Source organism: Streptomyces venezuelae, assembly GCF_008642375.1.
Lineage (GTDB): Bacteria > Actinomycetota > Actinomycetes > Streptomycetales > Streptomycetaceae > Streptomyces > Streptomyces venezuelae_G.
The window spans coordinates 1,186,882-1,211,113 of the sequence record NZ_CP029194.1 but is presented as its reverse complement, the minus strand read 5'-3'; the positions used below and the strand labels follow the sequence as shown (position 1 = coordinate 1,211,113).

Annotated in this window: 16 protein-coding genes; 10 read left to right on the top strand and 6 right to left on the bottom strand. The window is 71.1% G+C overall.

Translation table 11 applies throughout. The features are described 5' to 3' along the window. Positions 1 to 37: 37 nt before the first annotated feature. Positions 38 to 1,261: an erythromycin esterase family protein gene (locus DEJ46_RS05250; RefSeq protein ID WP_150264397.1), complete on the top strand. Its 1,224-nt coding sequence runs from the start codon at positions 38 to 40 to the stop codon at positions 1,259 to 1,261. Between the two features lie 73 nt (positions 1,262 to 1,334). Here the strand turns inward: DEJ46_RS05250 and DEJ46_RS05245 are convergent, their stop codons facing one another. The 4 genes from DEJ46_RS05245 to DEJ46_RS05230 all read right to left on the bottom strand — a co-directional run bounded on the left by DEJ46_RS05245 (position 1,335) and on the right by DEJ46_RS05230 (position 6,170). Continuing rightward, positions 1,335 to 2,768, bottom strand: coding sequence for a GH1 family beta-glucosidase (locus DEJ46_RS05245; RefSeq protein ID WP_150264396.1), 1,434 nt, complete (start codon positions 2,766 to 2,768; stop codon positions 1,335 to 1,337). 71 nt (positions 2,769 to 2,839) lie between these two features. Beyond that, the gene (locus DEJ46_RS05240) at positions 2,840 to 3,727 is read right to left on the bottom strand and encodes a carbohydrate ABC transporter permease (RefSeq protein WP_150264395.1); all 888 of its coding nucleotides are present in this window, start codon (positions 3,725 to 3,727) and stop codon (positions 2,840 to 2,842) included. A 4-nt stretch (positions 3,728 to 3,731) separates the two neighbouring features. After that, on the bottom strand, positions 3,732 to 4,736 hold the full coding sequence (locus tag DEJ46_RS05235) for a carbohydrate ABC transporter permease (RefSeq protein WP_150264394.1): 1,005 nt from the start codon (positions 4,734 to 4,736) through the stop codon (positions 3,732 to 3,734). Positions 4,737 to 4,826: 90 nt separating this feature from the next. Beyond that, a complete protein-coding gene (locus DEJ46_RS05230) occupies positions 4,827 to 6,170 on the bottom strand; it encodes an ABC transporter substrate-binding protein (protein WP_150264393.1) in 1,344 nt (447 codons plus the stop codon). Positions 6,171 to 6,529: 359 nt separating this feature from the next. Here DEJ46_RS05230 and DEJ46_RS05225 point away from each other — a divergent pair, with 359 nt between their 5' ends. Then, positions 6,530 to 7,561: a LacI family DNA-binding transcriptional regulator gene (locus DEJ46_RS05225; RefSeq protein ID WP_411757720.1), complete on the top strand. Its 1,032-nt coding sequence runs from the start codon at positions 6,530 to 6,532 to the stop codon at positions 7,559 to 7,561. Between the two features lie 112 nt (positions 7,562 to 7,673). Here the strand turns inward: DEJ46_RS05225 and DEJ46_RS05220 are convergent, their stop codons facing one another. Both DEJ46_RS05220 and DEJ46_RS05215 read right to left on the bottom strand, forming a co-directional pair. Next, positions 7,674 to 9,422 (bottom strand): glycoside hydrolase family 6 protein, encoded by a 1,749-nt coding sequence (locus tag DEJ46_RS05220; protein ID WP_150264391.1) that lies wholly within the window; start codon positions 9,420 to 9,422, stop codon positions 7,674 to 7,676. Positions 9,423 to 9,438: 16 nt separating this feature from the next. Continuing rightward, positions 9,439 to 11,001, bottom strand: coding sequence for a cellulase family glycosylhydrolase (locus DEJ46_RS05215; protein ID WP_190622447.1), 1,563 nt, complete (start codon positions 10,999 to 11,001; stop codon positions 9,439 to 9,441). Between the two features lie 274 nt (positions 11,002 to 11,275). Between DEJ46_RS05215 and DEJ46_RS05210 the strand changes: the two genes are divergently transcribed. The 8 genes from DEJ46_RS05210 to DEJ46_RS05175 all read left to right on the top strand — a co-directional run bounded on the left by DEJ46_RS05210 (position 11,276) and on the right by DEJ46_RS05175 (position 24,229). Further along, positions 11,276 to 14,179, top strand: a complete 2,904-nt coding sequence (locus tag DEJ46_RS05210) for a glycoside hydrolase family 48 protein (RefSeq protein ID WP_150264390.1) — start codon at positions 11,276 to 11,278, stop codon at positions 14,177 to 14,179. A gap of 183 nt (positions 14,180 to 14,362) precedes the next feature. Then, positions 14,363 to 15,877: an alpha-N-arabinofuranosidase gene (locus DEJ46_RS05205; RefSeq protein WP_150264389.1), complete on the top strand. Its 1,515-nt coding sequence runs from the start codon at positions 14,363 to 14,365 to the stop codon at positions 15,875 to 15,877. A 193-nt stretch (positions 15,878 to 16,070) separates the two neighbouring features. Next, entirely contained in the window at positions 16,071 to 17,321 is a 1,251-nt protein-coding gene (locus tag DEJ46_RS05200; RefSeq protein WP_150264388.1) for an ABC transporter substrate-binding protein, read from the top strand. Next, on the top strand, positions 17,321 to 18,343 hold the full coding sequence (locus DEJ46_RS05195) for a carbohydrate ABC transporter permease (protein WP_411757719.1): 1,023 nt from the start codon (positions 17,321 to 17,323) through the stop codon (positions 18,341 to 18,343). The genes DEJ46_RS05200 and DEJ46_RS05195 overlap by 1 nt, the downstream gene beginning before the upstream one ends. Next, the gene (locus tag DEJ46_RS05190; protein ID WP_223834516.1) at positions 18,340 to 19,185 is read left to right on the top strand and encodes a carbohydrate ABC transporter permease; all 846 of its coding nucleotides are present in this window, start codon (positions 18,340 to 18,342) and stop codon (positions 19,183 to 19,185) included. The genes DEJ46_RS05195 and DEJ46_RS05190 overlap by 4 nt, the downstream gene beginning before the upstream one ends. After that, positions 19,182 to 19,775, top strand: a complete 594-nt coding sequence (locus DEJ46_RS05185; protein WP_150264387.1) for a hypothetical protein — start codon at positions 19,182 to 19,184, stop codon at positions 19,773 to 19,775. The genes DEJ46_RS05190 and DEJ46_RS05185 overlap by 4 nt, the downstream gene beginning before the upstream one ends. A gap of 651 nt (positions 19,776 to 20,426) precedes the next feature. Further along, the gene (locus DEJ46_RS05180; RefSeq protein ID WP_150264386.1) at positions 20,427 to 23,162 is read left to right on the top strand and encodes a Tat pathway signal sequence domain protein; all 2,736 of its coding nucleotides are present in this window, start codon (positions 20,427 to 20,429) and stop codon (positions 23,160 to 23,162) included. Between the two features lie 17 nt (positions 23,163 to 23,179). Next, positions 23,180 to 24,229: a rhamnogalacturonan acetylesterase gene (locus DEJ46_RS05175; RefSeq protein ID WP_150264385.1), complete on the top strand. Its 1,050-nt coding sequence runs from the start codon at positions 23,180 to 23,182 to the stop codon at positions 24,227 to 24,229. Positions 24,230 to 24,232: the final 3 nt, after the last annotated feature.

The following is a 24,232-nucleotide window of genomic DNA, read 5'->3' as shown; positions in this document are numbered from 1 at the left end:
AAGTCTCAACCGATGCTTCAACGATAGCGTTGAAGGCATGGCGACTGACATCACGGACGACATCAAGGGCACCATCCATCCCGTCGAGGCCGCCGCCGTCCTGCGGCTGCTCCCGAACCGGCCCCGGCTGCTCGCCCTGGGCGAGCCCACCCACGGCGAGGACACCCTCCTCGACCTCCGCAACGAACTCTTCCGGCAGCTCGTCGAGCAGGAGGGCTACCGGACCCTCGCGATCGAGACCGACTGCCTGGCGGGCCTCCTCGTGGACGAATACGTCACCTCGGGCACCGGCGGCACCCTCGACGAGGCCATGGAGCACGGATTCAGCCACGGCTGGGGTGCGTCCGCGGCCAACCGAGAGCTGATCCGCTGGATGCGTGCCCACAACGACGGCCGGCCCGCGTCCGAGCAGGTCCGCTTCGCCGGTTTCGACGGCCCGCTGGAGATCACCGCCGCCGCGAGCCCCCGGCAGGCCCTCACCGCACTCCACGCCTACCTCGCGGCCCGGCTCGACGCGGACCTGCTCCCCGGCACGGCGGAAACGCTCGACCGCCTGCTCGGCCCCGACGACCGCTGGACCGAACCCGCCGCGATGCGGGACCCCGCCCGGTCCGTGGGGCAGTCGGCCGAGGCCCGCGAACTGCGCCTGTTCGCCGACGACTCGGCGGCCCTCCTCGACGCCGGACGACCCCACTTGCTCGCGGTCTCCTCGCCGGAGGAGTGGGACAGGGCGTGCCTCTACGGGCGCACCGCCGTCGGCCTCCTGCGCTACCACCACTGGATGGCCGACACCTCTCCGGCCCGCCTGAGCCGACTGGCGGGCCTGCGGGACCAGATGATGGCCGACAACCTCCTCGCCCTCGCCGCCCGGGGCCCGGTGTTCGTCCACACCCACAACGCCCATCTCCAGCGGGAGAAGAGCTCGATGACCATGGGGGGCGAGCGGCTGGAGTGGTGGAGCGCCGGAGCGCTGGTGAGCGCCCGGCTCGGCGGGGAGTACGCCTTCGTGGCCACGGCCCTCGGCACCATCCGGCACCAGGGCGTCGGCACACCCCCGGCGGACACCGTCGAAGGGCTCCTGTACGCGCTCCCGGAGGACCGCTGCGTCGTCGACGCCCGGCGGCTCGCGGCCGTCCTCGGCGATCCGCCGCCCGTGCCGCGCGTCTCCCCCTGGTTCGGCTACGCCCCGCTCGACCCGGCGCACTTGGCGGGCAGCGACGGGCTCGTGTTCGTCAAGGACATGCCGTCGCCACAGAACTAGGCTGCTCCGGTGACATGCCGATCGGGCCGTGCCGGTGGTCCGGCAGGGCCCGATCGCGTTGTCGCCTCAGTCTCTACGGGGCGTGCAGCTCGCCCGTCCGCGCCACCCGCGCGTACCAGCGGGCGCTGGACTTCGGGGTGCGTTCCAGGGTGTCGTAGTCGACCCGGACCGCGCCGAACCGCTTCGCGTAGCCGTACGCCCACTCGAAGTTGTCGAGCAGCGACCACAGGAAGTAGCCGCGCACGTCCACCCCGTCCGCGAGCGCGCGGTGCACGGCCTCCAGATGCGCGTGCACATAGGCCGCGCGCTCCGGGTCGTGCACCGAGCCGTCCTCGCCGACCTCGTCCTCGTACGCGGCGCCGTTCTCGCTGATCACCAGCGGCAGGTCCGGGTACGCGGCGGAGACCCGGCTCAGCAGGTCGTACAGTGCGCTCGCGTCGACCGGCCAGCCCATCGCCGTCCGCTCGCCGGGCGCGCGGTGGAAGGCGACGGAGTCCGCGCCGGGCCACGGCGAGTGCTCGCTGTTGCCGTGCCCGTCGTCCTGAGGCTTCTCCGCGCCCGCCGGGACGTGCGAGACCAGCGTCGGCGTGTAGTAGTTGACGGCCAGCAGGTCCAGCGGCTGCCGTACCGCCACCGTGTCGCCGTCGCGGACGAAGGACCAGTCGGTGAGGTGCGCGGTGTCGGCGAGAAGGTCCTCGGGATAGGCGCCGTCCAGCATCGGGCCCAGCCAGATCCGGTTGCCGACGGCGTCGATGCGGCGGGCCGCGTCCCGGTCCTCGGCGGAGTCCGTCATCGGGCGCACCTCGTGGAGGTTGAGGGAGACCGCGAGCTGCCGGTCCGCCGGGAGGGCGGCCCGCAGGGCCTGGACGGCGAGGCCGTGCCCGAGGTTGAGGTGGTGGGCGGCCCGCAGGGAGTCGACCGGGTCCGTGCGGCCCGGGGCGTGGACGCCGGAGCCGTACCCCAGGAAGGCGCTGCACCAGGGTTCGTTCAGCGTGGTCCACCGGGTGACCCGGTCGCCGAGGGCGTCGGCGACGATCCCGGCGTACTCGGCGAACCGCTCGGCGGTCGCCCGCTCGGGCCAGCCGCCGGCGTCCTCCAGCTCCTGGGGCAGGTCCCAGTGGTAGAGCGTCAGGGCCGGCGCGATCCCGGCGGCGAGCAGCTCGTCGACGAGGGCCCGGTAGAAGTCCAGGCCCTTCTGGACGGCGGGCCCTCTGCCGGTGGGCTGGACGCGGGACCAGGAGACGGAGAACCGGTAGGCGTTCAGGCCCAGTTCGGACATGATGCCGACGTCCTCGCGGAACCGGTGGTAGTGGTCGACGGCCACATCGCCGGTGTGGCCCTCGAAGACCTTGCCGGGGGTGTGCGAGAAGGTGTCCCAGATGGACGGTGTGCGGCCGTCCGCCGCCGCCGCCCCTTCGATCTGGTACGCGGCGGTGGCGGCGCCCCAGAGGAAGTCGGACGGGAACGAGCGGGTGGCGGTGAGCGGCCGGGTTTCGGACGCGGTCATAGGAGAGCGCTCCCAACGCGGGTACGGGGTCGGTACGTTCGGAAAGTGCGGTGCGCAGCAGGTGCGGCTGCTCAGCTCTTGACGGCGCCTGCCGTGATGCCGCCGACGATGTGCTTGCCGAGGAAGGCGAAGACGAGCAGCAGCGGCACCGTGGATATGAGGGCGCCCGTCAGGACGACGGCGTGGTCCACGGTGTGGTTGCCCGCGCCGAGGCCGGCGAGGGCCACCTGGAGGGTGGGGTTGCCGTCCTGGGTCAGCGCGATGAACGGCCAGAAGAAGTCGTTCCACGCCTGGACGAAGACGAGCATGCCGAGCACGGCCATCGCGGGCCGGGCCACGGGGAAGACCACGTGCCAGATCACCCGGAGGCTGTGCGCGCCGTCCATGCGGGCCGCCTCGACCAGTTCGACGGGCAGGGCCTCGACGAGGAACTGGCGCATGAAGAACACGCCGAAGGCGGCGACGAGCGAGGGCAGGACGACGGACTGGAGCTGGTCGAACCAGCCGAGGTCGGTGATGATCTGGTACAGCGGGATGACGCTGAGCTGCGGCGGGATCGTCATGGTGGCGACCACGAGCGAGAGCAGCATGCCGCGGCCCCGGAACGGCAGCTTGGCGAAGGCGAAGCCGGCGAGCGTGGAGAAGACGACGGTGGACGCGGCCACCAGACCGGCGACGACGGTGGTGTTGATCAGCGCCTCGCCCATGTGGACCTGGTTCCAGGCGAAGCTGAGGTTGTCCAGGAGGCGGGGGCCGGGCAGGAGCGGCGCCGGCGCCTGGACGACGCGCTCACCGCTGTGCGAGGCGGCGACCAGGTTCCAGTACAGCGGGAAGAGCGAGACCACGGCGGCCACGGCCAGCAGGACGTAGGTCAGGGGGCCGGCGTGGTGCTGCCGGCCGGCCGTCTGGCGGAACCGGCGCCCGGACCGGGGCGCCTCCCTGTCGAGAGTGCGGGCCATGGGGTCAGCCTCCCAGCTTCTTGCGGTTGTGACGGGAGACGAGCGCCTGGACGCCGCCGACGATCAGGAGGAGCAGCAGCATGATCCAGGCGATGGCGGAGGCCTGGCCCAGCGCGTTGTTCACCCATCCCTTCTCGTACATCAGCAGGCTCAGCGTCTGGAACTGGTTGCCGCTGCCGCCGCTGATGCCGACGCTGCCGCCGTAGAGCATCGGCTCGCCGAAGAGCTGGGTGGCGCCGATGGTGGAGACGACGACGGTGAAGAGGATGGTCGGCCGGATCGACGGGATGGTGACGCTGATGAACTGGCGCCAGCGCGACGCCCCGTCGAGAGAGGCGGCCTCGTAGAGGTCCTGGGGCACGGCCTGCATGGCGGCCAGGTAGATCAGGGCGTTGTAGCCGGTCCAGCGCCAGGTGACGATCACGGAGATCGCGATCTGCGCCGGCCATTTGGAGGACTCCCACTGGACGGGGTCGAAGCCGGCCCAGCCGAGGACGGTGTTGATCATCCCGTAGTCGGTGTTGAAGAGCTGGGCGAAGACCAGGGTCGCCGCCGCGATCGACGTGGCGTACGGGGCGAGGACCGCGATCCGGAAGAAGCCGCGGCCGCGGAGCTTGTAGTTGAGCAGGTGTGCCAGGCCCAGGGCCATGAGCAGCTGGGGGACGGTCGAGATGACCCCGATGGTGAAGGTGTTGGCGAGGGCGTTCCAGAAGAACTCGCTGGTCGCGAGATCGGTGTAGTTCTCCAGGCCCTTCCACTGCGGGTCACCGCCGAGCTCCACCCGGTTGAGCGAGAGCCAGCCCGTGTAGATCAGCGGGAAGAGGCCGAAGGCGGCGAACGTGAGGAAGAAGGGGGCGATGAAGAGGTACGGGGTCGCCTTGATGTCCCAGCGGTAGAGGGTGCTGCGCCGGCGGCCGGGGGCGGAGCGGCGGCTCCGGGAGCCGGAGGAGGAGGGCGGTGCGGCGGGCGGCGGGGAGCCGTCAGGCCTCGCCCGAACGGAGGTGGCCACGGGGGCGTCCTTCCAGGTCGATGCGTGCGGTGGTGCGGACGGTGCCGGTCCGCGCCGCCCGCGGGCGGCGCGGACCGGCAGGCGCCCCCGCTACTGGTCGATCTTGTCGTCGACCAGCTTCTTGACGTTCTCCCAGGCCTTGGCCGGGTCGGTGCCGCGCTGCTCGATGTCGAGGATGCCGTTGTCGGTGAGGAAGGTCTTCACCTGACCGTCCCAGCGGCTGATGACGGCGGGCGTGATCCCGGCGGCGGCGGACGAGAAGATCTTGCCGACCGGGGTCTCGCCGAAGTACGGCAGCTTGGCGTCCTGGACCGCCGAGGAGGTGAGCGTGTCCTTGGACGAGGGGATGTTGCCGTTGACCGCGAAGACCTTGGCGTGCTGCTCGGGGGCGGTCAGCCAGGCGGCGAGCTCGGCCGCCTCCTTGGTGTGCTTCCCGGACTTCGGCACGGCGAGGAAGGCGCCGCCCCAGTTGCCGGAGACCGGCGGCGCGGCGATGTCCCACTTGCCCTGGTTGGCGGGGCCCGCCTGGTCCTTGATGATGCCGGTCATCCAGCTGGGGCAGGCGACCGTGGCGAACTTGGAGTTCTTGAAGGCGGCGTTCCAGGTGCCCTTCTCGTCGAACTGGCGGAGCTTGGCGGTGAGTCCGCCCTCGCTCGCCGCGACGGCGGTCTCCCAGGCCTTCTTCACGCCGGGGCTGTTCTCCCAGTCGAGCTTGCCGCTCGCGTCGGCGTACTGGACGGGGTCGCTGGAGACCACGGCGTTGAAGAGGCCGCTCGCCGAGTCGTGGAAGGCGGTGCCGGCGGGCGCGTTCTTCTTGTACGTGTTCCCGGTCTCGAGGAACTTGGACCAGTCGCCGGCCCACAGCCTGGCGACGGCGTCGCGCTCGGTCGGCAGCTTGGCCTTGGCGAAGAGCTCCTTGTTGTAGCAGACGGCCATGGGGCCGATGTCGGTGCCGAGGCCGATGACGCTGCCGCTCGCCGTCGTCGCCTGCTTGACCTTCCAGTCGAGGAAGGCGCCGATGTCCGCGCCGCCCTCCTTGCTCAGGTCGACCCACTTGTCCGCCATGGTCTCGCCGGTCGCCTCGGCGATGTAGCCGACCTCGACGGCCTGGATGTCGGCGAGACCGTTGTTCTGGGCGAGGCGCAGCTTCAGCGTGTCCCAGTACTTCTGGCCGTCGGAGACGTTCGTCTCCTCGATCTTGATGTTGGGGTGGGCCTTCTCGTACTCGGCGTAGAGCTTGGCGCCGGTCTTGTTGTCGTAGCCGAAGGAACCGAAGGTCCCGACCCGCAGGGTGATCTTGCCGCCGCCCTGGGCGTCGCCGCCCTTGTCGTCGCTGTCACTGCCGCAACCGGTGAGCAGGGTCGTACCGGTCACGACGACGGCGACCGCCGCGATCGCCGCACGGCGTCCGCGTCTGCTGCTGGAAGTGCGCATTCCACTCTCCTCGTCCCAAGGTGGTGCTCGTTGTGCGCCGAGAGGTCCGGCCGGCTGATCGCGGCTCGGCGGCTGCCCGCCAGGACCTGATGCAGGCTGTGTGCGCCCCGATGGGAGCGCTCCCACGTCGTTGCCGGAAGGTTGCTGCCTGGCGGGTGCGGGTGTCAAGACATGAACACGGATTCGTTACCGGAAGGTGCCCGGGGGGTTTCGCCGGGGCCGGGCGGGGGCGGGGCCGTCATCTCCTGAACGCATGCGCGTGGCGCGGAAGGAGGGCGGTGAACTAGTGTGGGAGCGCTCCCATTCCCGTAGTGGTCTTGGTGGGCTGCGCGATGTCCTACGAGGGGAGCTCGGCGATTGTGAACGGACGGCAGAACGGCAGACCGACCCTGGAACAGGTCGCGGCCAGGGCCGGCGTCGGCCGGGGCACGGTCTCCCGGGTGATCAACGGCTCCCCCCGGGTGAGCGAGCAGACCAGAACGGCCGTCGCCAGAGCCGTCGCCGAACTCGGCTACGTACCCAACCAGGCCGCCCGCGCTCTCGCCGGCAGCCGCACCGACGCCATCGCTCTCGTCATCCCCGAGGCCGAGGCCCGGCTCTTCGCGGAGCCGTACTTCCTCGACCTGATCCGCGGGGTCAGCGCCGCACTGGCCGACGCCGACAAGCAGCTGCTGCTCACGCTGGTCCGCAGCGAGCAGGAGCGCCAGCGCTTCGAGCAGTACCTCGCCGCGCAGCGCGTCGACGGCGTCCTGCTCGCCTCCGTCCACGGCGACGACCCGCTGCCCGACCGGATCCGCGAGCTCGGCCTGCCGGTCGTCATGAACGGGCGCCGCTCGGAGGCCGAGCCCGTGCCGTACGTCGACTCCGACAACATCGGGGCCGGGCGCGCGGCCGTCGCGCACCTCGTGGGCGGCGGCCGGAGCCGTATCGCGACCGTCACCGGGCCGCTCGACATGTACGTGGCCCGCGCCCGGCTCGGCGGATACCGCGCCGGGCTCGCCGAGGCGGGGCACGCGCCGGACGAGGCCCTCGTCTCCGCGGGCGACTTCACCGAGGAGGGCGGCCGGCGGGCCATGCGGGTGCTGCTCGACCGCAGGCCGGACCTGGACGCCGTCTTCGCCGCCTCCGACGTGATGGCGGCGGGGGCGCGCGGGGTGCTCCGGGAGGCCGGGCGGCGGGTGCCCGAGGACGTGGCACTGGTGGGGGTGGACGACTCGGCGGTGGCGCGGCTGATGGATCCGCCGCTGACGAGCGTGCGGCAGCCCATCGAGGAGATGGGGCGGACGATGGCGCGGATGCTGATCCGGGAGATCCAGGGGAGTGGGGCGGCGCCGGAGGAGCCGCGGCGGCACGTCCTGCCGACGGAGCTGATCGTGCGCGATTCCTGCTGAATCCCGTGCGCAGGGGGAGTCTCCCCGGCGTACGGGAAGACTCCTGCGGCCGGCCGGGACCCTGGGGATCCGGCCGGCCGCAGGCCTCGGGCGAGAGGTCTCGCGAGGGGTGTTACAGCGCCGGGTGGGCGTTCTTCAGGAGCTCCTGGAACTGGGCCGAGAACCACTTGCCCGCGAGCGGGGCGTCCGGCAGCGAGCCCGACATGCTGTTTCCGTTACGGATGTTGCCCGTGTACGTCGGGTCGCACATCCGGTCGAAGCCCTTGCCCTCGTCGTTCGGGATCTCCTTGGAAGCGCCGTCGGACTCGCCCGGGGGCTTCATCCAGACGTACGCGTCGATGCCCGCGGCGGGCGCCGCCTGGGGCCGTTCGCCGAGACCGGCACCGGACTGGTTGCACCAGTTGCCGGGGTTGAGGCGACGGTCGAAGCGGCCGCCGTTGACGTACGTGTCGACGTTGGTGAGCGCGCCGGGGCCGGTGGGCCGCTGGGTGCCGCCCCAGCCGTTGCGGGAGGTGTCGATCAGCATGCCGAGGTTGCTGTTGAAGCCGATGGAGACCAGCTTGGCGCGCATGGCCTGGGCGTAGGACAGCTCGTCGGTGTACCGGTTCCAGTCGATCCACTTCGACTGGCGCACGGAGGTGCCGTTGACGGAGTCCTCGATCTTGAAGTGGTCCTCCTTCAGGGCGCTGTAGTTGGCGGTGTTGACGATGAAGCCGTGCACGTTGTCGACCGTGGAGCCCTCGGCCGAGGCGGCCTGCTTGAACAGCTCCGCGGAGGGGCCGAAGTTGTCGTCCCAGCCCAGCCAGCCGTGGTGGCCGGCGTCGATGTAGTTGTAGACGTTGGCGATGGCGCCGAGCTTCTTGAGCGCGTAGCCGACACCGGTGATGTAGTTGCCGTTGGCCTTCATGACGTCGCAGTTGGGGGTGGCCGTCGGACGCCCGGAGACGTTGGTGACCAGGTTGGGCAGCGAGTCGATCTCGACCGTGGTGACGATCCGCAGGCCGGCGTACTTGGAGTCGGCGAGGATCGCCGCGAGCGGGTCGATGTACTCGGTCTTGTAGCGGCCGATCTCCGTCGGGCCGAGCTCGCCGTTGGAGGCGAGGGCGGCACAGTCGCGGCCGGGCAGGTTGTAGACGACCAGCTGGACGACGAGCTCTCCGGTGCCCTTCTGCTTCAGGGCCTCGTCGAGGTGGGCGCGCAGGCCCATGGAGGTGGCGGAGCCGTTGACGGCGGCGATGCGGTCCAGCCAGATGCCGGTGGGCTGGTTGGACACCTTGGAGCCGCCCGGCTCGGCCGCCGCCTTCGCGGACCACTCGGGGTTCACGTAGACCTTGGCGCCGGCGTACGGGTTGTCGGCCTTGGTCCCCGGCGGCGTGGTGGGAGGCGTGGTCGGGGGAGTCGTGGGCGGGGTGGTGGGCGGCGTCGTCGGGGTGGCGCCGTTGCAGACGACCCCGTTCAGCGTGAAGGTGGCCGGCACCGCGTTCGTACCGCTGTAGGAGCCGTTGAAGCCGAAGGAGGCGGAGCCGCCCGTGGCGAGCGTCCCGTTGTAGGAGACGTTCTTGGCGGTGACGGCGGCGCCGGACTGGGTGATGGTGGCGTTCCAGCCCTGCGTGACCTGCTGGTTGCCGGCGTAGGACCATTCGAGGGTCCAGGAGGACAACGCGTCACCGGTGTTGGTGACGGTCACGTTCGTGCCGAAGCCGGTGCTCCACTGGTTGGTGATCTGGTAGTCCACCTTGCAGCCGGGGGCTGCGGCGCCGGCGGTGGCGGTGCCGAGGACGGTGGCGGTCGCGCCGGTGGCCGTGATGAGGCCGAGTGCCGCCAGGAGGGCGGTACGGCTGGTGCTTCTGGTGCGGCTCATGCGGGTGGGGGTCCTTTCAGGGGGTGAGGCTGCGCAGGTGGTCGCGCAGCCCGGTGCCGAATGCGGTGGGAGTGCCGTCGTACGAACTGATCAGCGCGGGACCGGAGTTGCAGTTCCAGGTGTTCCAGGTCCAGCCCAGGTACGAGAGGCCGCGGTCGTCGAACCACTTCATGACGCGGTCGATGAATGCGTGTCCGCAGGTGTTCTCACCGATCTCGCCGGCGAGGAGAGGAACCTCGGCGGCCACGGGGGCGAGGGTGTTGTTCCAGCACGTCTCGTCGGCGCAGGTGTTGAAGTTGTAGACGTGCCAGGCGGCGGCCAGATTGCCCGCCGGGTCAGTGGGTTTGTACGCGCGCCACTGGCTCAGGTCGTTGGAGTACGCGATGCCCGGGACGAGAACGAGGTTCTTCGCCCCCGTGGCGCGGACCGCGTCCACCAGGGCCTGCATGCCGGCGACCTCGTAGCCGATGCCGGGGCAGGTGCCGCCGTCGCGCCAGCAGGACCAGGCCTGGGTCGCGGTGGAGGTCGCCCGGTCCGGATAGGGCTCGTTGAACAGGTCGAAGACGACCCGCTTGTCGTTCTTGAAGGTGTTCGCCACCGAGGTCCAGAACGCCGGCGTGTACCGGGCGCCCGGCATCGGCTTCTGGCAGGAGGCGTGCACGTCGGAGCAGCCCGCCGAGTTGCCCGTGTACTGGCCGTGCGTCCAGTGCAGTTCGACGACCGGGGTCATGCCGTGGGCGAGGACCTTGGTCACCAGGTCCTTGACCGCGTCGATGTAGTTCGTGCCCCGGTACTCGGGCTTGATGTTGTCCAGGCCGAGCCAGCATTCCTCGTTGAGGGGGATGCGGACCGTGTTGGCCTTCCAGTCGGCGATGGCCTTGACCGAGGCGTCGTCGACGGGACCGTCGAAGAAGCCGTGGCCCTGGACGCACATGAACTCGCCGCCGGAGCGGTTGACGCCGAGGAGGCGGCGGACCGCGCCGTTCTGGTCGGTGAACTTGTTTCCCGTGACGCCGAGTTCGGGCGCGCCGGTGACGGGAGTCGGCGGCGAGGTCGGGGGAGTGGTGGGCGGGGTGGTCGGGGGAGTGGTGGGCGGAGTCGTCGGGGCGGTAGGGGTCGGCGTCGGGGTCGACGGCGTGGGCGTCGGGGTCGGCGGCACGCCCGTGTCGCACGGCGTGCCGTTCAGCGTGAAGGCGGTGGGTGCCGTGTTGGCACCCGTCCAGGAGGCGATGAAGCCGCCCGTCACCTTGGCGCCCGTGCCGAGCGCCGCGTTCCAGCTCTCGTTCACGACCGTGACGGAGGCCCCGGACTGGGACCACTTGCCGCCCCAGCCCTGACTGACGGCCTGGCCGGCCGGGAAGTCGAAGCCGAGGCTCCAACTGCTCAGCGCAGCACTGTTGTTGGTGACAGTGACGGCGCCCTGGTAGCCGCCGCCCCACTGGCCGACGACCGAGTACTCCACTGTGCAGACGGATGCGGCCGCGGCTCCTGAGGCCGTACCCATGACGGCGAACGCGGTGCTCGCCATCGTGAGCGCCGCTCCTGCGAGCAGCGCGGAAAGACGTGGGGGATGTCGCATGAGCGAGTCCTCGCAGCGAGGGCACACCACGGGTGATGCGCCGGCCGGACGGATTCGCTCCCACTGGTCGGGCAGACCGTAGCGTCAACTGTCCCCAAGGAAAAGAGGGGTTGGGTAAATTTCCTCGTCATTCGCCTTCGACTCTTCGCACGTCTTGACGCCGATGCGGCCCAACTGCACAGTGGGAGCGCTCCCACTGGTTCAGGGCTTGTCCCTACAGGCCCATCCGCTCTTCGCACCCCCATCCTCCCGAGCCGCGAGGAGAACCACCCGCATGCATCGACTACGACCACGTCGGCCACTGACCGCGCTGGCCGCGGCCTTCTCCCTCCCCCTGGGTCTCACGGCCTTCGGCGCCGTCTCCACCGCCCAGGCCGCATCCGTGCAGTGCAGCGTCGACTACAGGACGAACGACTGGGGTTCGGGCTTCACCGCCGAACTCACGCTCACCAACCGGGCGGCCGAAGCCCTCAACGGCTGGACGCTGACCTACTCCTACGCCGGTGACCAGAAGCTCACCAACGGCTGGAGCGGCAACTGGTCCCAGTCCGGCAAGAACGTCACGGTGACCAACGCGTCCTGGAACGGAACCCTCGCCGCCGGCGCCGCCACCACCACCGGCGCCCAGTTCACCTACAGCGGTGCCAACGCCGCCCCCACCGCCTTCGCGGTCAACGGCACCCCCTGCACCGGCGCCCACCAGCCACCGGTCGCCGTCCTGACCAGCCCCACCGCGGGCGCCGTCTTCACCGCGGGCGACGCGGTCCCGCTGGCCGCCACCGCCGCGGCGGCCGACGGAGCCACCGTCGGCAAGGTGGAGTTCTACAGCGACACCACGCTCCTCGGTACGGACACCACCGCGCCGTTCACCTTCAGCGCGGCGGGTCTCGCCGCCGGCTCCCACTCCCTGTACGCCAAGGCCTACGACAGCCTCGGCGCCTCCGCCGAGTCGGCGCCCGTCGGCATCACCGTCGCCGCGGGGGCCGCGCTCGTCGCCTCCCCGAGCCAGCTCGGCGTCCGCCAGGGCGCGACCGGCACCTTCGACCTGAAGCTCTCCACCGCCCCCACCGCGAACGTCACGGTGAGTGTCGCCCGTACCTCCGGCAACACCAACCTCACCGCGACCCCCGCGACCCTCACCTTCACCCCGGCGAACTGGAACACCGCCCAGAAGGTGACCGTCGCCGCCGCGGCCACCGGCACCGGCTCGGCCGTCTTCACCGCGACCGCCCCCGGCCACGCCAAGGCCGAGGTCACCGTCGCCCAGCTGGCCGCGAACTCCACGTACGACGCCCGCTTCCTCGACCTCCACGGGAAGATCACCAACCCGGCCAACGGCTACTTCTCGCCCGAGGGCATCCCGTACCACTCCGTCGAGACCCTGATCGTCGAGGCCCCCGACCACGGGCACGAGACGACCTCGGAGGCGTACAGCTACCTCATCTGGCTCCAGGCCATGTACGGCAAGATCACCGGCGACTGGACCAAGTTCAACGGCGCCTGGGAGACCATGGAGAAATTCATGATCCCCACTCACGCCGACACGCCCACCACCGGTTCGTACAACGCCTCCAAGCCGGCGACCTACGCTCCCGAGTGGGACCTGCCCTCGCAGTACCCGGCCCGGCTCGACGGCGGCGTGACCTCGGGCTCCGACCCGATCGCCGGCGAGCTCAAGGGCGCCTACGGCACCGACGACATCTACGGCATGCACTGGATCCAGGACGTCGACAACGTCTACGGCTTCGGCAACGAGCCCGGGAAGTGCTCCGCCGGACCGACGGCGACCGGCCCCTCCTACATCAACACCTTCCAGCGCGGACCGCAGGAGTCCGTCTGGGAGACCGTCACCCACCCCACCTGCGACAACTTCTCCTACGGCGGGCGGAACGGCTATCTGGACCTCTTCACCGGGGACGCCTCCTACGCCAAGCAGTGGAAGTTCACCAACGCCCCCGACGCCGACGCCCGTGCCGTCCAGGCCGCCTACTGGGCCGACCTCTGGGCCAAGCAGCAGGGCAAGGGTGCCCAGGTGTCCGCGACCGTCGGCAAGGCCGCCAAGATGGGCGACTACCTGCGGTACGCGATGTTCGACAAGTACTTCAAGAAGGCCGGCAACTGCGTCGGACCGACCGCCTGCCCCGCGGGCACCGGCAAGGACAGCGCCACCTACCTGCTCTCCTGGTACTACGCCTGGGGCGGTGCCACCGACACCTCCGCCGGCTGGTCCTGGCGCATCGGCTCCAGCCACAACCACAGCGGCTACCAGAACCCGCTCGCCGCGTACGCTCTCAGCTCCTACGCCCCCCTCAAGCCCAAGTCCGCGACGGGCCAGGCCGACTGGGCGACCAGCCTCGACCGCCAGCTGGAGTTCTACCGCTGGCTCCAGTCCGACGAGGGCGCCATCGCCGGCGGTGCCACCAACAGCTGGCAGGGCCGCTACGCCACCCCGCCGGCCGGCACGCCCACCTTCCACGGCCTCTTCTACGACGAGAAGCCCGTCTACCACGACCCGGCGTCCAACCAGTGGTTCGGCTTCCAGGCCTGGTCCATGGAGCGGGTCGCCGAGTACTACCAGCAGACCGGTGACGCCGAGGCGAAGACCGTCCTCGACAAGTGGGTCTCCTGGGCGCTGTCCAAGACCACGATCAACCCGGACGGCACCTATCGCATCCCCTCCACCCTCCAGTGGTCCGGTGCGCCCGACACCTGGAACGCGGCGAACCCCGGCGCCAACGCCGGCCTGCACGTCACCGTCGCCGACTACACGAACGACGTCGGTGTCGCCGCCGCCTACGCCAAGACCCTCACCTACTACGCGGCCAAGTCCGGCCACGCCGAGGCCAAGCGCGTCGCCAAGGCCCTGCTCGACGGCATGTGGGACCACCACCAGGACCCGCTGGGCATCGCCGTCGAGGAGACCCGCGCCGACTACAACCGCTTCGACGACCCGGTGTTCGTCCCGAGCGGCTGGACAGGCGTCATGCCGAACGGCGACACGGTGAACGCCTCCTCCACCTTCGCCTCGATGCGCAGCTTCTACCAGGACGACCCGGCCTGGCCGAAGATCGAGGCCTACCTGGCGGGCGGCGCGGCCCCCGTCTTCACCTACCACCGGTTCTGGGCCCAGGCGGACATCGCCCTGGCCATGGGCTCGTACGCGGAGCTGCTCGAGTAGCAGCCCGCCCCGCATGGAGACGGCTCCGCGTGCGACGAGGCCGGGTGGACCCCGAGAGGGGGCCGCCCGGCCTTCACGCGTGCCCGGCCCCTTCGGTGATCCATTGACGCCCGAAGTCCCTGCTCCTACCTTCTCGTTCGGACACACGACCAGTGGTCGATATTTCGAACGAAAGGGATCCGCGTGTCACTCCCCGAGCGCACCGCCCGCTTCACCCTCGACCCCGACTTCACCGTCGCCCCCGTCGACCCCCGCCTCTTCGGCTCCTTCGTCGAGCACCTCGGGCGCTGCGTCTACACCGGCATCCACGAGCCCGGCCACCCGGCCGCCGACGAGGACGGTCTGCGCACCGACGTCCTGGAGCTCGTCCGTGAACTGGGCGTCACCGCGATCCGCTACCCCGGCGGCAACTTCGTCTCCGGCCACCGCTGGGAGGACGGCGTCGGCCCGGTCGACGAGCGGCCGCGCCGGCTCGACGTCGCCTGGCGGTCCACCGAGACCAACCGCTTCGGCCTGAGCGAGTTCATGACCTTCCTGCGGAAGGCCGGACCCCAGACCGAGCCGATGATGGCGATCAACCTCGGCACCCGCGGCATCACCGAGGCCATGGACCTCGTCGAGTACGCCAACCACCCCGGCGGCACCGAGCTCTCCGACCGCCGCGTCGCCCACGGCGACAAGGACCCCTTCGGCATCCGCCTGTGGTGCCTGGGCAACGAGATGGACGGCACCTGGCAGACCGGCCAGAAGACCGCCGAGGAGTACGGCAGGCTCGCCGCGCAGACCGCGCGCGCCCTGCGGAGCATCGACCCGGACCTCGAACTCGTCGCCTGCGGCAGCTCCGCGCGCGGGCTGCCGACCTTCGCCGCCTGGGAGGCGACGGTCCTGGCGGAGACGTACGAGGTCGTGGACCACGTCTCGCTGCACGCGTACTACGAGGAGGTGGACGGCGACCGCGACTCCTTCCTCGCCTCCGCCGTCGAGATGGAGGCCTTCATCGAGGAGGTTGTCGCGACCTGCGACCATGTCGGCGCCCGGCTGAAGTCCGCGAAGAAGCTGACGCTCTCCTTCGACGAGTGGAACGTCTGGTACCAGCGCCGGCCCAACCCGCACGCGGTGGAGGACTGGCAGGAGGCCCCACGGCTCCTGGAGGACGTCTACACCGTCGCCGACGCCGTCGTCCTCGGCAGCCTCGTCATCACGCTGCTGCGCCATGCCGACCGGGTCGCGGTGGCCTGCCTCGCCCAGCTCGTCAATGTGATCGCCCCGATCATGACCGAGCCCGGCGGCCCCGCCTGGCGGCAGACCACCTTCTTCCCCTTCGCCCAGGCCTCCCGGCACGGCCGGGGCACGGTCCTCGACGTCCGCGTGGACTCGCCCGCGTACCCCACGGCGAAGTACGGGGAGGTTCCCCTGCTCCACGCCACGGCGGTACGCGCCGAGGACGGCACCGTGACGGTCTTCGCCGTCAACCGCGACCGGGAATCGCCCCTGCCGCTGGAGGTGACCCTGCGCGGGCTAGGTCTCGACCGGGTCGTCGAGCACAGCGCGCTCGCCGACGCGGACCCCGAGGCCCGCAACACGGCGGCGGAACCGGAGCGGGTCCTGCCGCACACGGTGGACGGCTCGACGCTCGACGACGGGCTGCTGCGGGCGGTCCTGGAGCCGATGTCCTGGAACGTCATCCGGCTGGCCTGACAGAGCTCCTGTTGAATCCTTTCACAAGCGTCCTCACCTCGCTCGATTCGAAGCGCTTCGGAAGATCCGGTCGCAAGCGTTGACGTGGCTGGCCGGCGACCCTACTTTGTCCCAGCAAGCGCTTTCCTGAAACGTTCCATTAACGCGCGGAGGACGAACTGTGCGCACTCAAGGCACTGTTGACCGTCGGAGCATGCTGAAGGTCGCCGGCGGCTCCCTTGCGGCCCTCGGCCTGACCGCGGCGGGCTGTGGCACCGGCTCGGGCTCCGGAGACGGCACCGTCACCCTTCGGTACAGCTGGTGGGGCTCGGAGGACCGGGCCAAGCGGATCAACCAGTCGATCGCGCTCTTCGAGAAGAAGTTCCCGAAGATCAAGATCAAGACCGACTTCCAGCCCTACGCCGACTTCTGGAAGAAGTTCAACACCCAGGCGTCCGGCGGCAACGCGCCGGACGTCTTCCAGAACGCCATCGGCTTCCTGCGCAAGTACGACGCGAAGAACGTCCTTCTCGACCTGCGCGAGCAGGCCGGGGCGGGGAACCTCCGCCTCGACGGCTTCCGGGCCGGCCTGGAGAAGTTCGGCGAGGTCGACGGCAAGCTGCTCGGCGTCCCCGTCGGCAGCAACTCGATGGCCCTCGTCGTCGACCAGGCCGTCTTCACCAAGGCCGGGGTCAGCCCGAAGCCCGGCTGGACCTGGGACGAGTACCACGAGGCCCTCGCCAGGATCCGGCAGACCCAGGGCCGGGCCGGCGACGCGGGTCCGTACGGGATCATGTACCTGTACGACCTCTACCTGCGCCAGCAGGGCAAGGCCTTCTTCACCACCTCCGGCCTCGGCTTCACCGAGGCGGACCTGACGGACTGGTGGACCAAGGCCGCGGCGCGGGTGAAGTCCGGCGTCTACGCCGACCCGAAGAAGACCATCCCGGCCAAGCCCAAGTCGGCCGTGACCGCCGAACTCGCCGGCTGCGAGTTCACCTGGGACAACTTCGCCGTCCGCTACACCGCCGAGGGCAAGAGCCGGTACGGCCTGGCCCCCATCCCCACCACGGACGGCCGCAAGACCGGCCAGTACCTCGGCTCCCTCATGCTCAGCGCCTCCAAGCGCACCGAGCACCCCAAGGAGGCCGCCCAGTTCATCGACTTCATGGTCCACGACCCCGAGGTCGGGAAGATCATGGGGTACGACCGGGGCGTCCCGGCCACCGAGGCCCAGTACCAGGCGTACGTACCGACCGACGAGGTCGGCAAGCAGATCGCCGCGTACGAGAAGCAGCTCGTCGAGTCCCGCGTCCTGGAGCCGATCACACCGCACCCGGCCGGCGCCGACGTCTGCGAGGCCGCGTTCATGCGGCTCGCCGAGGAGATGTCCCTCGGGGAGCGGCCGGTCGCCGACGCGGTGAAGCAGTACTTCACCGAGGCGAAGACGGCGCTCTCCTCCTGATGGACGCCGCCGTGACCTCCGCACCGACCCCCGTGCCGGTGACCCGCACCGCCGGGGAAGCCGCCTCCGCGGACTCCCCGGCCGGCGGCGGGCGCCCGCCCCGGGCGGCGGGCCGCACGCCCCGCCCCCACCGGGCCCGCCGCGAGAACCTCGCGGGCTATCTCTTCATGTCCCCCTGGATCGCGGGCTTCCTCCTGCTCACCGCCGGTCCCATGGTGGCCTCGCTCTACTTCGCCTTCACCGACTACAACCTCTTCGACGCCCCGAAGTGGATCGGCCTCGACAACTTCACCGAGATGTTCGGCGACCCCCGCTGGCGCACCTCCGTCGAGATCACCGGCTGGTACGTGGTGATCGGCACCCCGCTGAAACTGGCCGCCGCGCTCGGCGTCGCCCTGCTGCTCAACCAGAGCCGGCGCGGACAGGGCTTCTACCGGGCCGCGTTCTACGCGCCCTCGCTCATCGGCGCGAGCGTCTCCATCGCCATCGTCTGGCGCGCGATCTTCTCCGACGGCGCCGCCGTCGACCGCGCCCAGCGGGTCTTCGGCCTGGACGCCGGCGGCTGGATCGGCGACCCCGACCGCATCATCTACGCCCTGGTCGCGCTGACCGTCTGGCAGTTCGGCGCCCCCATGGTCATCTTCCTGGCCGGACTCAAGCAGGTGCCAAGGGAGTTGTACGAGGCGGCACAGGTCGACGGGGCGAGCCCGTGGCGGAGGTTCTGGCACATCACGCTGCCGATGATCTCCCCGGTGCTCTTCTTCAACGTCCTCCTGGAGACCATCCACTCCTTCCAGATCTTCGGCTCCGCCTACATCATCGGCAGCCAGGGCAACGCCTGCGGGCCGGCCGACGGCACGCTCGTCTACACCTGCTACCTCTACATCCAGGGCTTCGAGAACAGCCGGATGGGTCTCGCCTCGGCGATGGCCTGGATGCTTCTGCTCGCCGTCGGCCTGGTCACCGCGGTGCTGTTCTGGTCCCAGCGGCGCTGGGTGCACTACGAGGAGGGGGCCCGATGAGCCTCACGCGCATCGACAAGGCCTCGGTCGCCTGGCACCTCGGGTCCCTGGCCGTGCTCGCCGTCATCCTCTACCCCGTGGTGTGGGTGATCGGTGGCTCCTTCAAGCCGAACGACGAGATCGTCGGCAGCCTGACCCTCTTCCCCGCCGACCCCATCACCGACAACTACCGGCGGCTCGCCGACGGCATCGCCGACATCCCCATCTCCACCTTCTTCGGCAACTCCCTCTTCCTGGCCGTCGGTTCGGTGGTGGGCGTGCTGATCTCCAGCTCGCTCGCCGCGTACGCCTTCGCCAAGATCGGCTTCGCCGGACGCGGAGTGCTCTTCACCCTGATGATCGGCACGCTGCTCCTGCCGTACCATGTGCTGCTCATCCCGCAGTACGTGCTCTTCCAGAAGCTCGAACTGATCAACACCTACACGCCGTTGCTGCTCGGCAAGTACCTGGCGACGGACGCCTTCTTCGTCTTCCTGATGCTCCAGTTCATGCGCGGACTGCCGAAGGAGCTCGACGAGGCCGCCCGCCTCGACGGCTGCGGGCACCTGCGGACGTACTGGTCGATCGTGCTGCCGCTGTGCCGGCCCGCCCTCATCACCAGCGCGATCTTCACGTTCATCAACGCGTGGAACGACTTCATGGGCCCGCTGATCTACCTCAACGAACCCGAGAAGTACACGGTCTCGCTCGGCCTGAAGATGTTCGTCGACCAGGACGGCGTCGCCAACTACGGCGGCATGATCGCGATGTCGCTGGTGGCGCTGCTCCCGGTGGTCGCCTTCTTCCTCGCCTTCCAGCGCTACCTCATCGACGGCATGGCCACGTCGGGCCTCAAGGGATGAGCGCGCGCGGCCGTGGTCCGAAGGGCCGGTTCCTGGCGGGGTTCGGGGTCTTCGCCGAGTGCCTCCTGGTGGGGGTGTGGATCGCCGTCGCCGCGCTGCCCCTGGTGACGCTGCCGGCTGCGCTCGCCGCCGGCGCGGGGCACCTGCGGCGCTGGACCGGCGACGAGCAGGCGGGCCTGCGGTTCTTCGCGGCCGATCTGCGGGCCGCCCTGCGGGGCGGGGGCTGGGCCGCGGGGGTCGCCTACGGGGCGGCGCTCGCCCTGGCGGGCGCCGACCTCGCTCTCGTACGGGCGCTGCCCGTGCCCGGGGGAAAGGCGGCCGGCACCCTCGCGATCCTCGCGGCGATCTGGCTGACGGTCACCGTCCTGCGGGCGGCAACGGCCTGGCGGCCGGGGCTGCGCTGGCGGGCCCTCCTCGGCCCGGCGGCCCGCCGGGCGTTGCGCGACCCCGCGGGCTCCCTGCTCGTGGTGTGCGGTCTGGCGGTGATCGCCGCGTCGGCCTGGTTCTCCGCCCCTCTGGCCCTGCCGGCCGTCGGCATCCTCGTCGCCGCCACGACGGCAGCCGAACACCGGAGGGCGGTCCCGGCCTGACCTCGACTCCAGGGGCCGCGACCCTTCCCGGTCGCGCCAGGCCGCGGCCCCGGTCCCTGGGTCCACCCCGGCACCAGTTCCGCCGGCTGGGAGCCCGCCCGCTGGGGCGGCACCCCACCCCCCCCCATTGTGGGCAGTCGTTCCGCGGGGTCGGGTCCCGCCCGCCACGGCGGTGCCCCACCCCCGTTGTGGGCAGTGTGCTGCCGGGTCGGGTCCCGTTCACTACGGCGGTGCCCCACCCCCGTTGTGGGCAGTCGTTCCGCTGGGGATGGGGTCCCCCCTCTGGGGGAGGGTGGGCACAACGGGACGGCGCCCCTGCCGGCGCCAGAGGCTTCCGCGCCTGGACCCGCACCCGGTGCTCGGCTCGCTGGTGGCGCGGGCCGGTGCAGGGGGCGGAGGCGCCCGCGAAGGGCGCCGTCCCGTGAGCCCACCCTCCCCCAGAGGGGACCCCCAGCCCCAGCGGGACGAATGCCCACACGGGGGCCCGCGTGTCCCGCCCGTGTGGGCCGGGTTCCCCGTGCTCGTACGGGGGTGGGCCCAGGTGTCCCCAGCTCCGCCGCCCCGTGCCGCCACGGCCGCGCCGTCCGAGGCGGCCCCCATCCCCCCGCTTCCGCAGGCACGCCCTCGGGCGTGCCCCTGAAAGGAGATTCCGTGTCCTCTCTACCTCGTCGCTCCCTCCTCAAGGCCGCCGCCGTCGCCGGTGCCGCCGCGCAGTTCAGTTGGGCTCTCGGGCGCGGGGACGCCCAGGCCGCCGCCGTGCCCGCCGAGACCCCCGCGGCCGACCGGCCCTCCACCGTCGCGTGGCTGGAGCCCGGTGGGCTCGGGGCGGCGGCCGGGTCGACCTTCGGGGCCGCCTGGCCCCAGGGCGTCCACCCCGGCGACCAGGCCTTCGCGCTCACCACCGCCGACGGCGCCGCCGTCCCCGTGCAGACCTGGACCACCGCCCGCTGGCCCGACGGCTCCCTCAAGTGGACCGCGCACGCCGTCGGGCCCGAGGCCGCCGGGGCCGAGCGGTTCACCCTCGCCCCCGGGACCCCCGCCACCGCCACGAAGACCGTCTCCGTCACCGAGACGGGTCGCCGGATCACCGTCGACACCGGCACCGTCCGGGCCGTCGTCTCCAAGGACGGCGGCAAGCTCGTCGAGTCCGTCACCCGCGACGGAGTGAAGATCGCCACCGACGGCCGGCTCGTCCTGCTCCGCCAGAGCGACCTCGACGACGGCGACCAGGGCAACGCCAAGTGGGAGCGGTTCGACGGCGAGATCTCCGGCGCCACCGTCGAGCAGAACGGTCCCGTCCGGGCCGTGGTCCGCATCGACGGCAAGCACCGCAAGGGCAGCCGCAGTTGGCTGCCGTTCTCCGTGCGCCTCTACTTCTACGCGGGCTCCGAGTCCTTCCGCATGGTCCACACCATCACCTACGACGGCGACCAGAACAAGGACTTCATCCGCGGGCTCGGCGTCCGCTTCACCGTCCCCATGCGCGACGCCGCCTACGACCGGCACGTCCGCCTCGCCGGCGAGGGCGCGGGCTTCCTCACCGAGGCCGTCCAGGGCATCACGGGCCTGCGCCGCGACCCCGGCGCCGCCGTCCGCACGGCCCAGGTCAAGGGCGAGAAGCTGCCCGACCCCGCCACCTGGGACCAGCGCGTCACGACCCGGATGCAGTACGTCCCCACCTGGGGCGACTACACCCTCTCGCAGCTCTCCGCCGACGGCTTCGCCCTGCGCAAGCGGACCAAGGCAGGACACGGCTGGATCCCGGCCGGCGGCGGCCGCCGAGCGAACGGCTTCGGCTACGTCGGCGGCGTGACCGGCGGACTCTCCTTCGGCCTGCGGGACTTCTGGCAGAAGCACCCCGCCCAGCTCGACATCCGGGGAGCCGCGGGGGACGAGGCCGAGGTCACCCTCTGGCTCTGGTCGCCCGAGGCCCAGCCCATGGACCTGCGCTTCTACCACGACGGCATGGGCCAGGACGCCTTCCCCGAGCAGCTCGAAGGGCTGAACATCACCTACGAGGACTACCAGCCCGGGTTCGGCACCCCGTACGGCATCGCCCGCACCAGCGAGCTCATGTTCTGGGCCAACGCCGCCACCCCCGCCGCCGAGACCCTCGTCGCCCAGTCCGCCGCCGTCGGCACCCCGCCGCAGCTCGCCGTCGCCCCCGAAGACCTCGTCCGCGCACGGGTGTTCGGCGGACTCTTCTCGCCCGTCGACCGCTCCACCCCCGCCAAGGCGAAGATCGAGGACCACCTCGACTACCTCTTCACCTACTACAAGGACCAGGCGGAGCAGCGCCGTTGGTACGGCTTCTGGGACTACGGCGACATCATGCACACCTACGACGAGGACCGGCACCAGTGGCGGTACGACGTCGGCGGCTACGCCTGGGACAACTCCGAGCTGTCGCCCGACCTCTGGCTCTGGTACGCCTACCTGCGCTCCGGCCGCGCCGACGTCTTCCGCTTCGCCGAGGCGATGACCCGCCACACCGGCGAGGTCGACGTCTACCACATCGGACAGTGGGCGGGACTCGGCACCCGCCACGGCGTCCAGCACTTCGCCTGCAGCGCCAAGCAGCAGCGCATCTCCACCGCCGTGTACCGGCGTCCGTACTACTTCCTCACCGCCGACGAACGCGTCGGCGACCTCATGCACGACCTCGTCGACTCCGACGAGACCTTCCTCGTCCTCGACCCCATCCGCAAGATCCGCACCGAGCCGTACACGCCCGACCGCCACGCCCTCTCCATCGGCTTCGGCACCGACTGGAGCGGTCTCGCCGCCGCCTGGCTCACCGAGTGGGAGCGGGGCGGCCCCAAGGCCGCCAAGGCCGAGGCCCGGCTGCGCTCCACCATGGAGACCATCGCCGCCCAGCCCAACGGCTTCGTCCAGGGCACCGGTCTCTACGACCTCGACACCGGCCGCTTCGCCGTCGCGACCGAACCCGTCGTCGGCGTCTCCCACCTCTCCGCCATGTTCGGCCTCGTCGAGATGTGCGCCGAGCTCATCGACCTCGTCGACATGCCGCAGTTCAAGGCCGCCTGGCTCGACTACTGCCGCTACTTCAACGCCTCCAAGACCGAACAGGCCGCCCGCTACGGCAAGAACTTCGGCACCCTCCTCCTCTTCCAGGGCCACTCACGCCAGGACGCCTACGCAGCAGCCCAGTTGGGCGATGCCAAGCTCGCCGCGCGCGCCTGGGCCAAGTTCGACAGGAGCGACGGCTACACGGCGGCCATGGTCTGGGACAAGACGCCCGTCCAGGGCTCCGCCGCACTCGAACCCGGCTACGAGAACCTGTGGATCAGCACCAACACCACGGCCCTGTACGGCCTGGCCGCCATCCAGAACCTCGCCCTGGTCGGCGACCACCTCCCCGCCTGAGACCCGAGAGGACCACCATGCGAAGGACCGCGCTCCTCGCCGCCGCCGCGACTCTCCTCGGGTCGCTCGCCGCCGCCCCCGCAGCCCACGCCGACGGCCCGTACGGCCAGGGCCTCGACCACTGCGCCGCCACCGCCACCGGCGCGCTCGCCTGCCACTTCGACGTCGCCCCCGGCACCTACGACGTCACCGTCACCCTCGGCGGCGGGACCGCCGGCTCCACCGCCGTCACCGGCGAGACCCGGCGCGCCCTGCTCGCCGAGACCGCCACCGCGGCGGGGGAGAGCGTCCGGCGCTCGTTCACCGTCGACGTCCGTGAGCCGGAGGGCGAGCCCACCGGGCCCGCCGGCAGCCCCGGCCTCGACCTGATCCTCGGCGGCGCCGCCCCGCGCGTCACCGCGCTCCGCGTCACCCCCGCCCCCGCCGCCCGGCGGCTCTTCCTCGTGGGCGACTCCACCGTCTGCGACCAGCCGGGCGACCCGTACACCGGCTGGGGGCAGCAGCTCCCCGTCCACCTGGGGCGCGGGATCGCCGTCGCCAACCACGCCGACTCCGGCGAGAGCACCGTCACCTTCCTGGCGAACCCGGCGCTCTTCGACACGGTCGAGGCGGCGGTCCGCCCCGGCGACCCCGTCCTGATCCAGCTCGCCCACAACGACAAGCAGACCGACGCGGCCACCTACCGCGCCCATCTGACGACCCTGGTCGAGCGGGTACGGGCCCGGGGCGGCGAACCCGTCCTGGTCACCCCGATCGTCCGCCGCTGGTTCAACTCCGACGGCACCCTGGACAACGGCATCGCGCTGCTCGTCAACGGCCTCGGCGTCGACCACCCGGCCGAGATCCGCGCCCTCGCGGCCTCCCTCGGCACCCCGCTGATCGACCTCACCGCCCTCACGAAGGCGCGGGTCGAGCAGCTGGGGCCCGAGGCCTCCAAGGCGCTCTACCTGACGGCCGAGAAGCGGGACAACACCCACACCTCGGTCCGCGGGGCCACGGAGTACGCGGCCCTCGTCGCCGAGGAGCTGCGGGTCCGGGACATCGTCCCGGACCGGCTGCTCCGCTGAGGT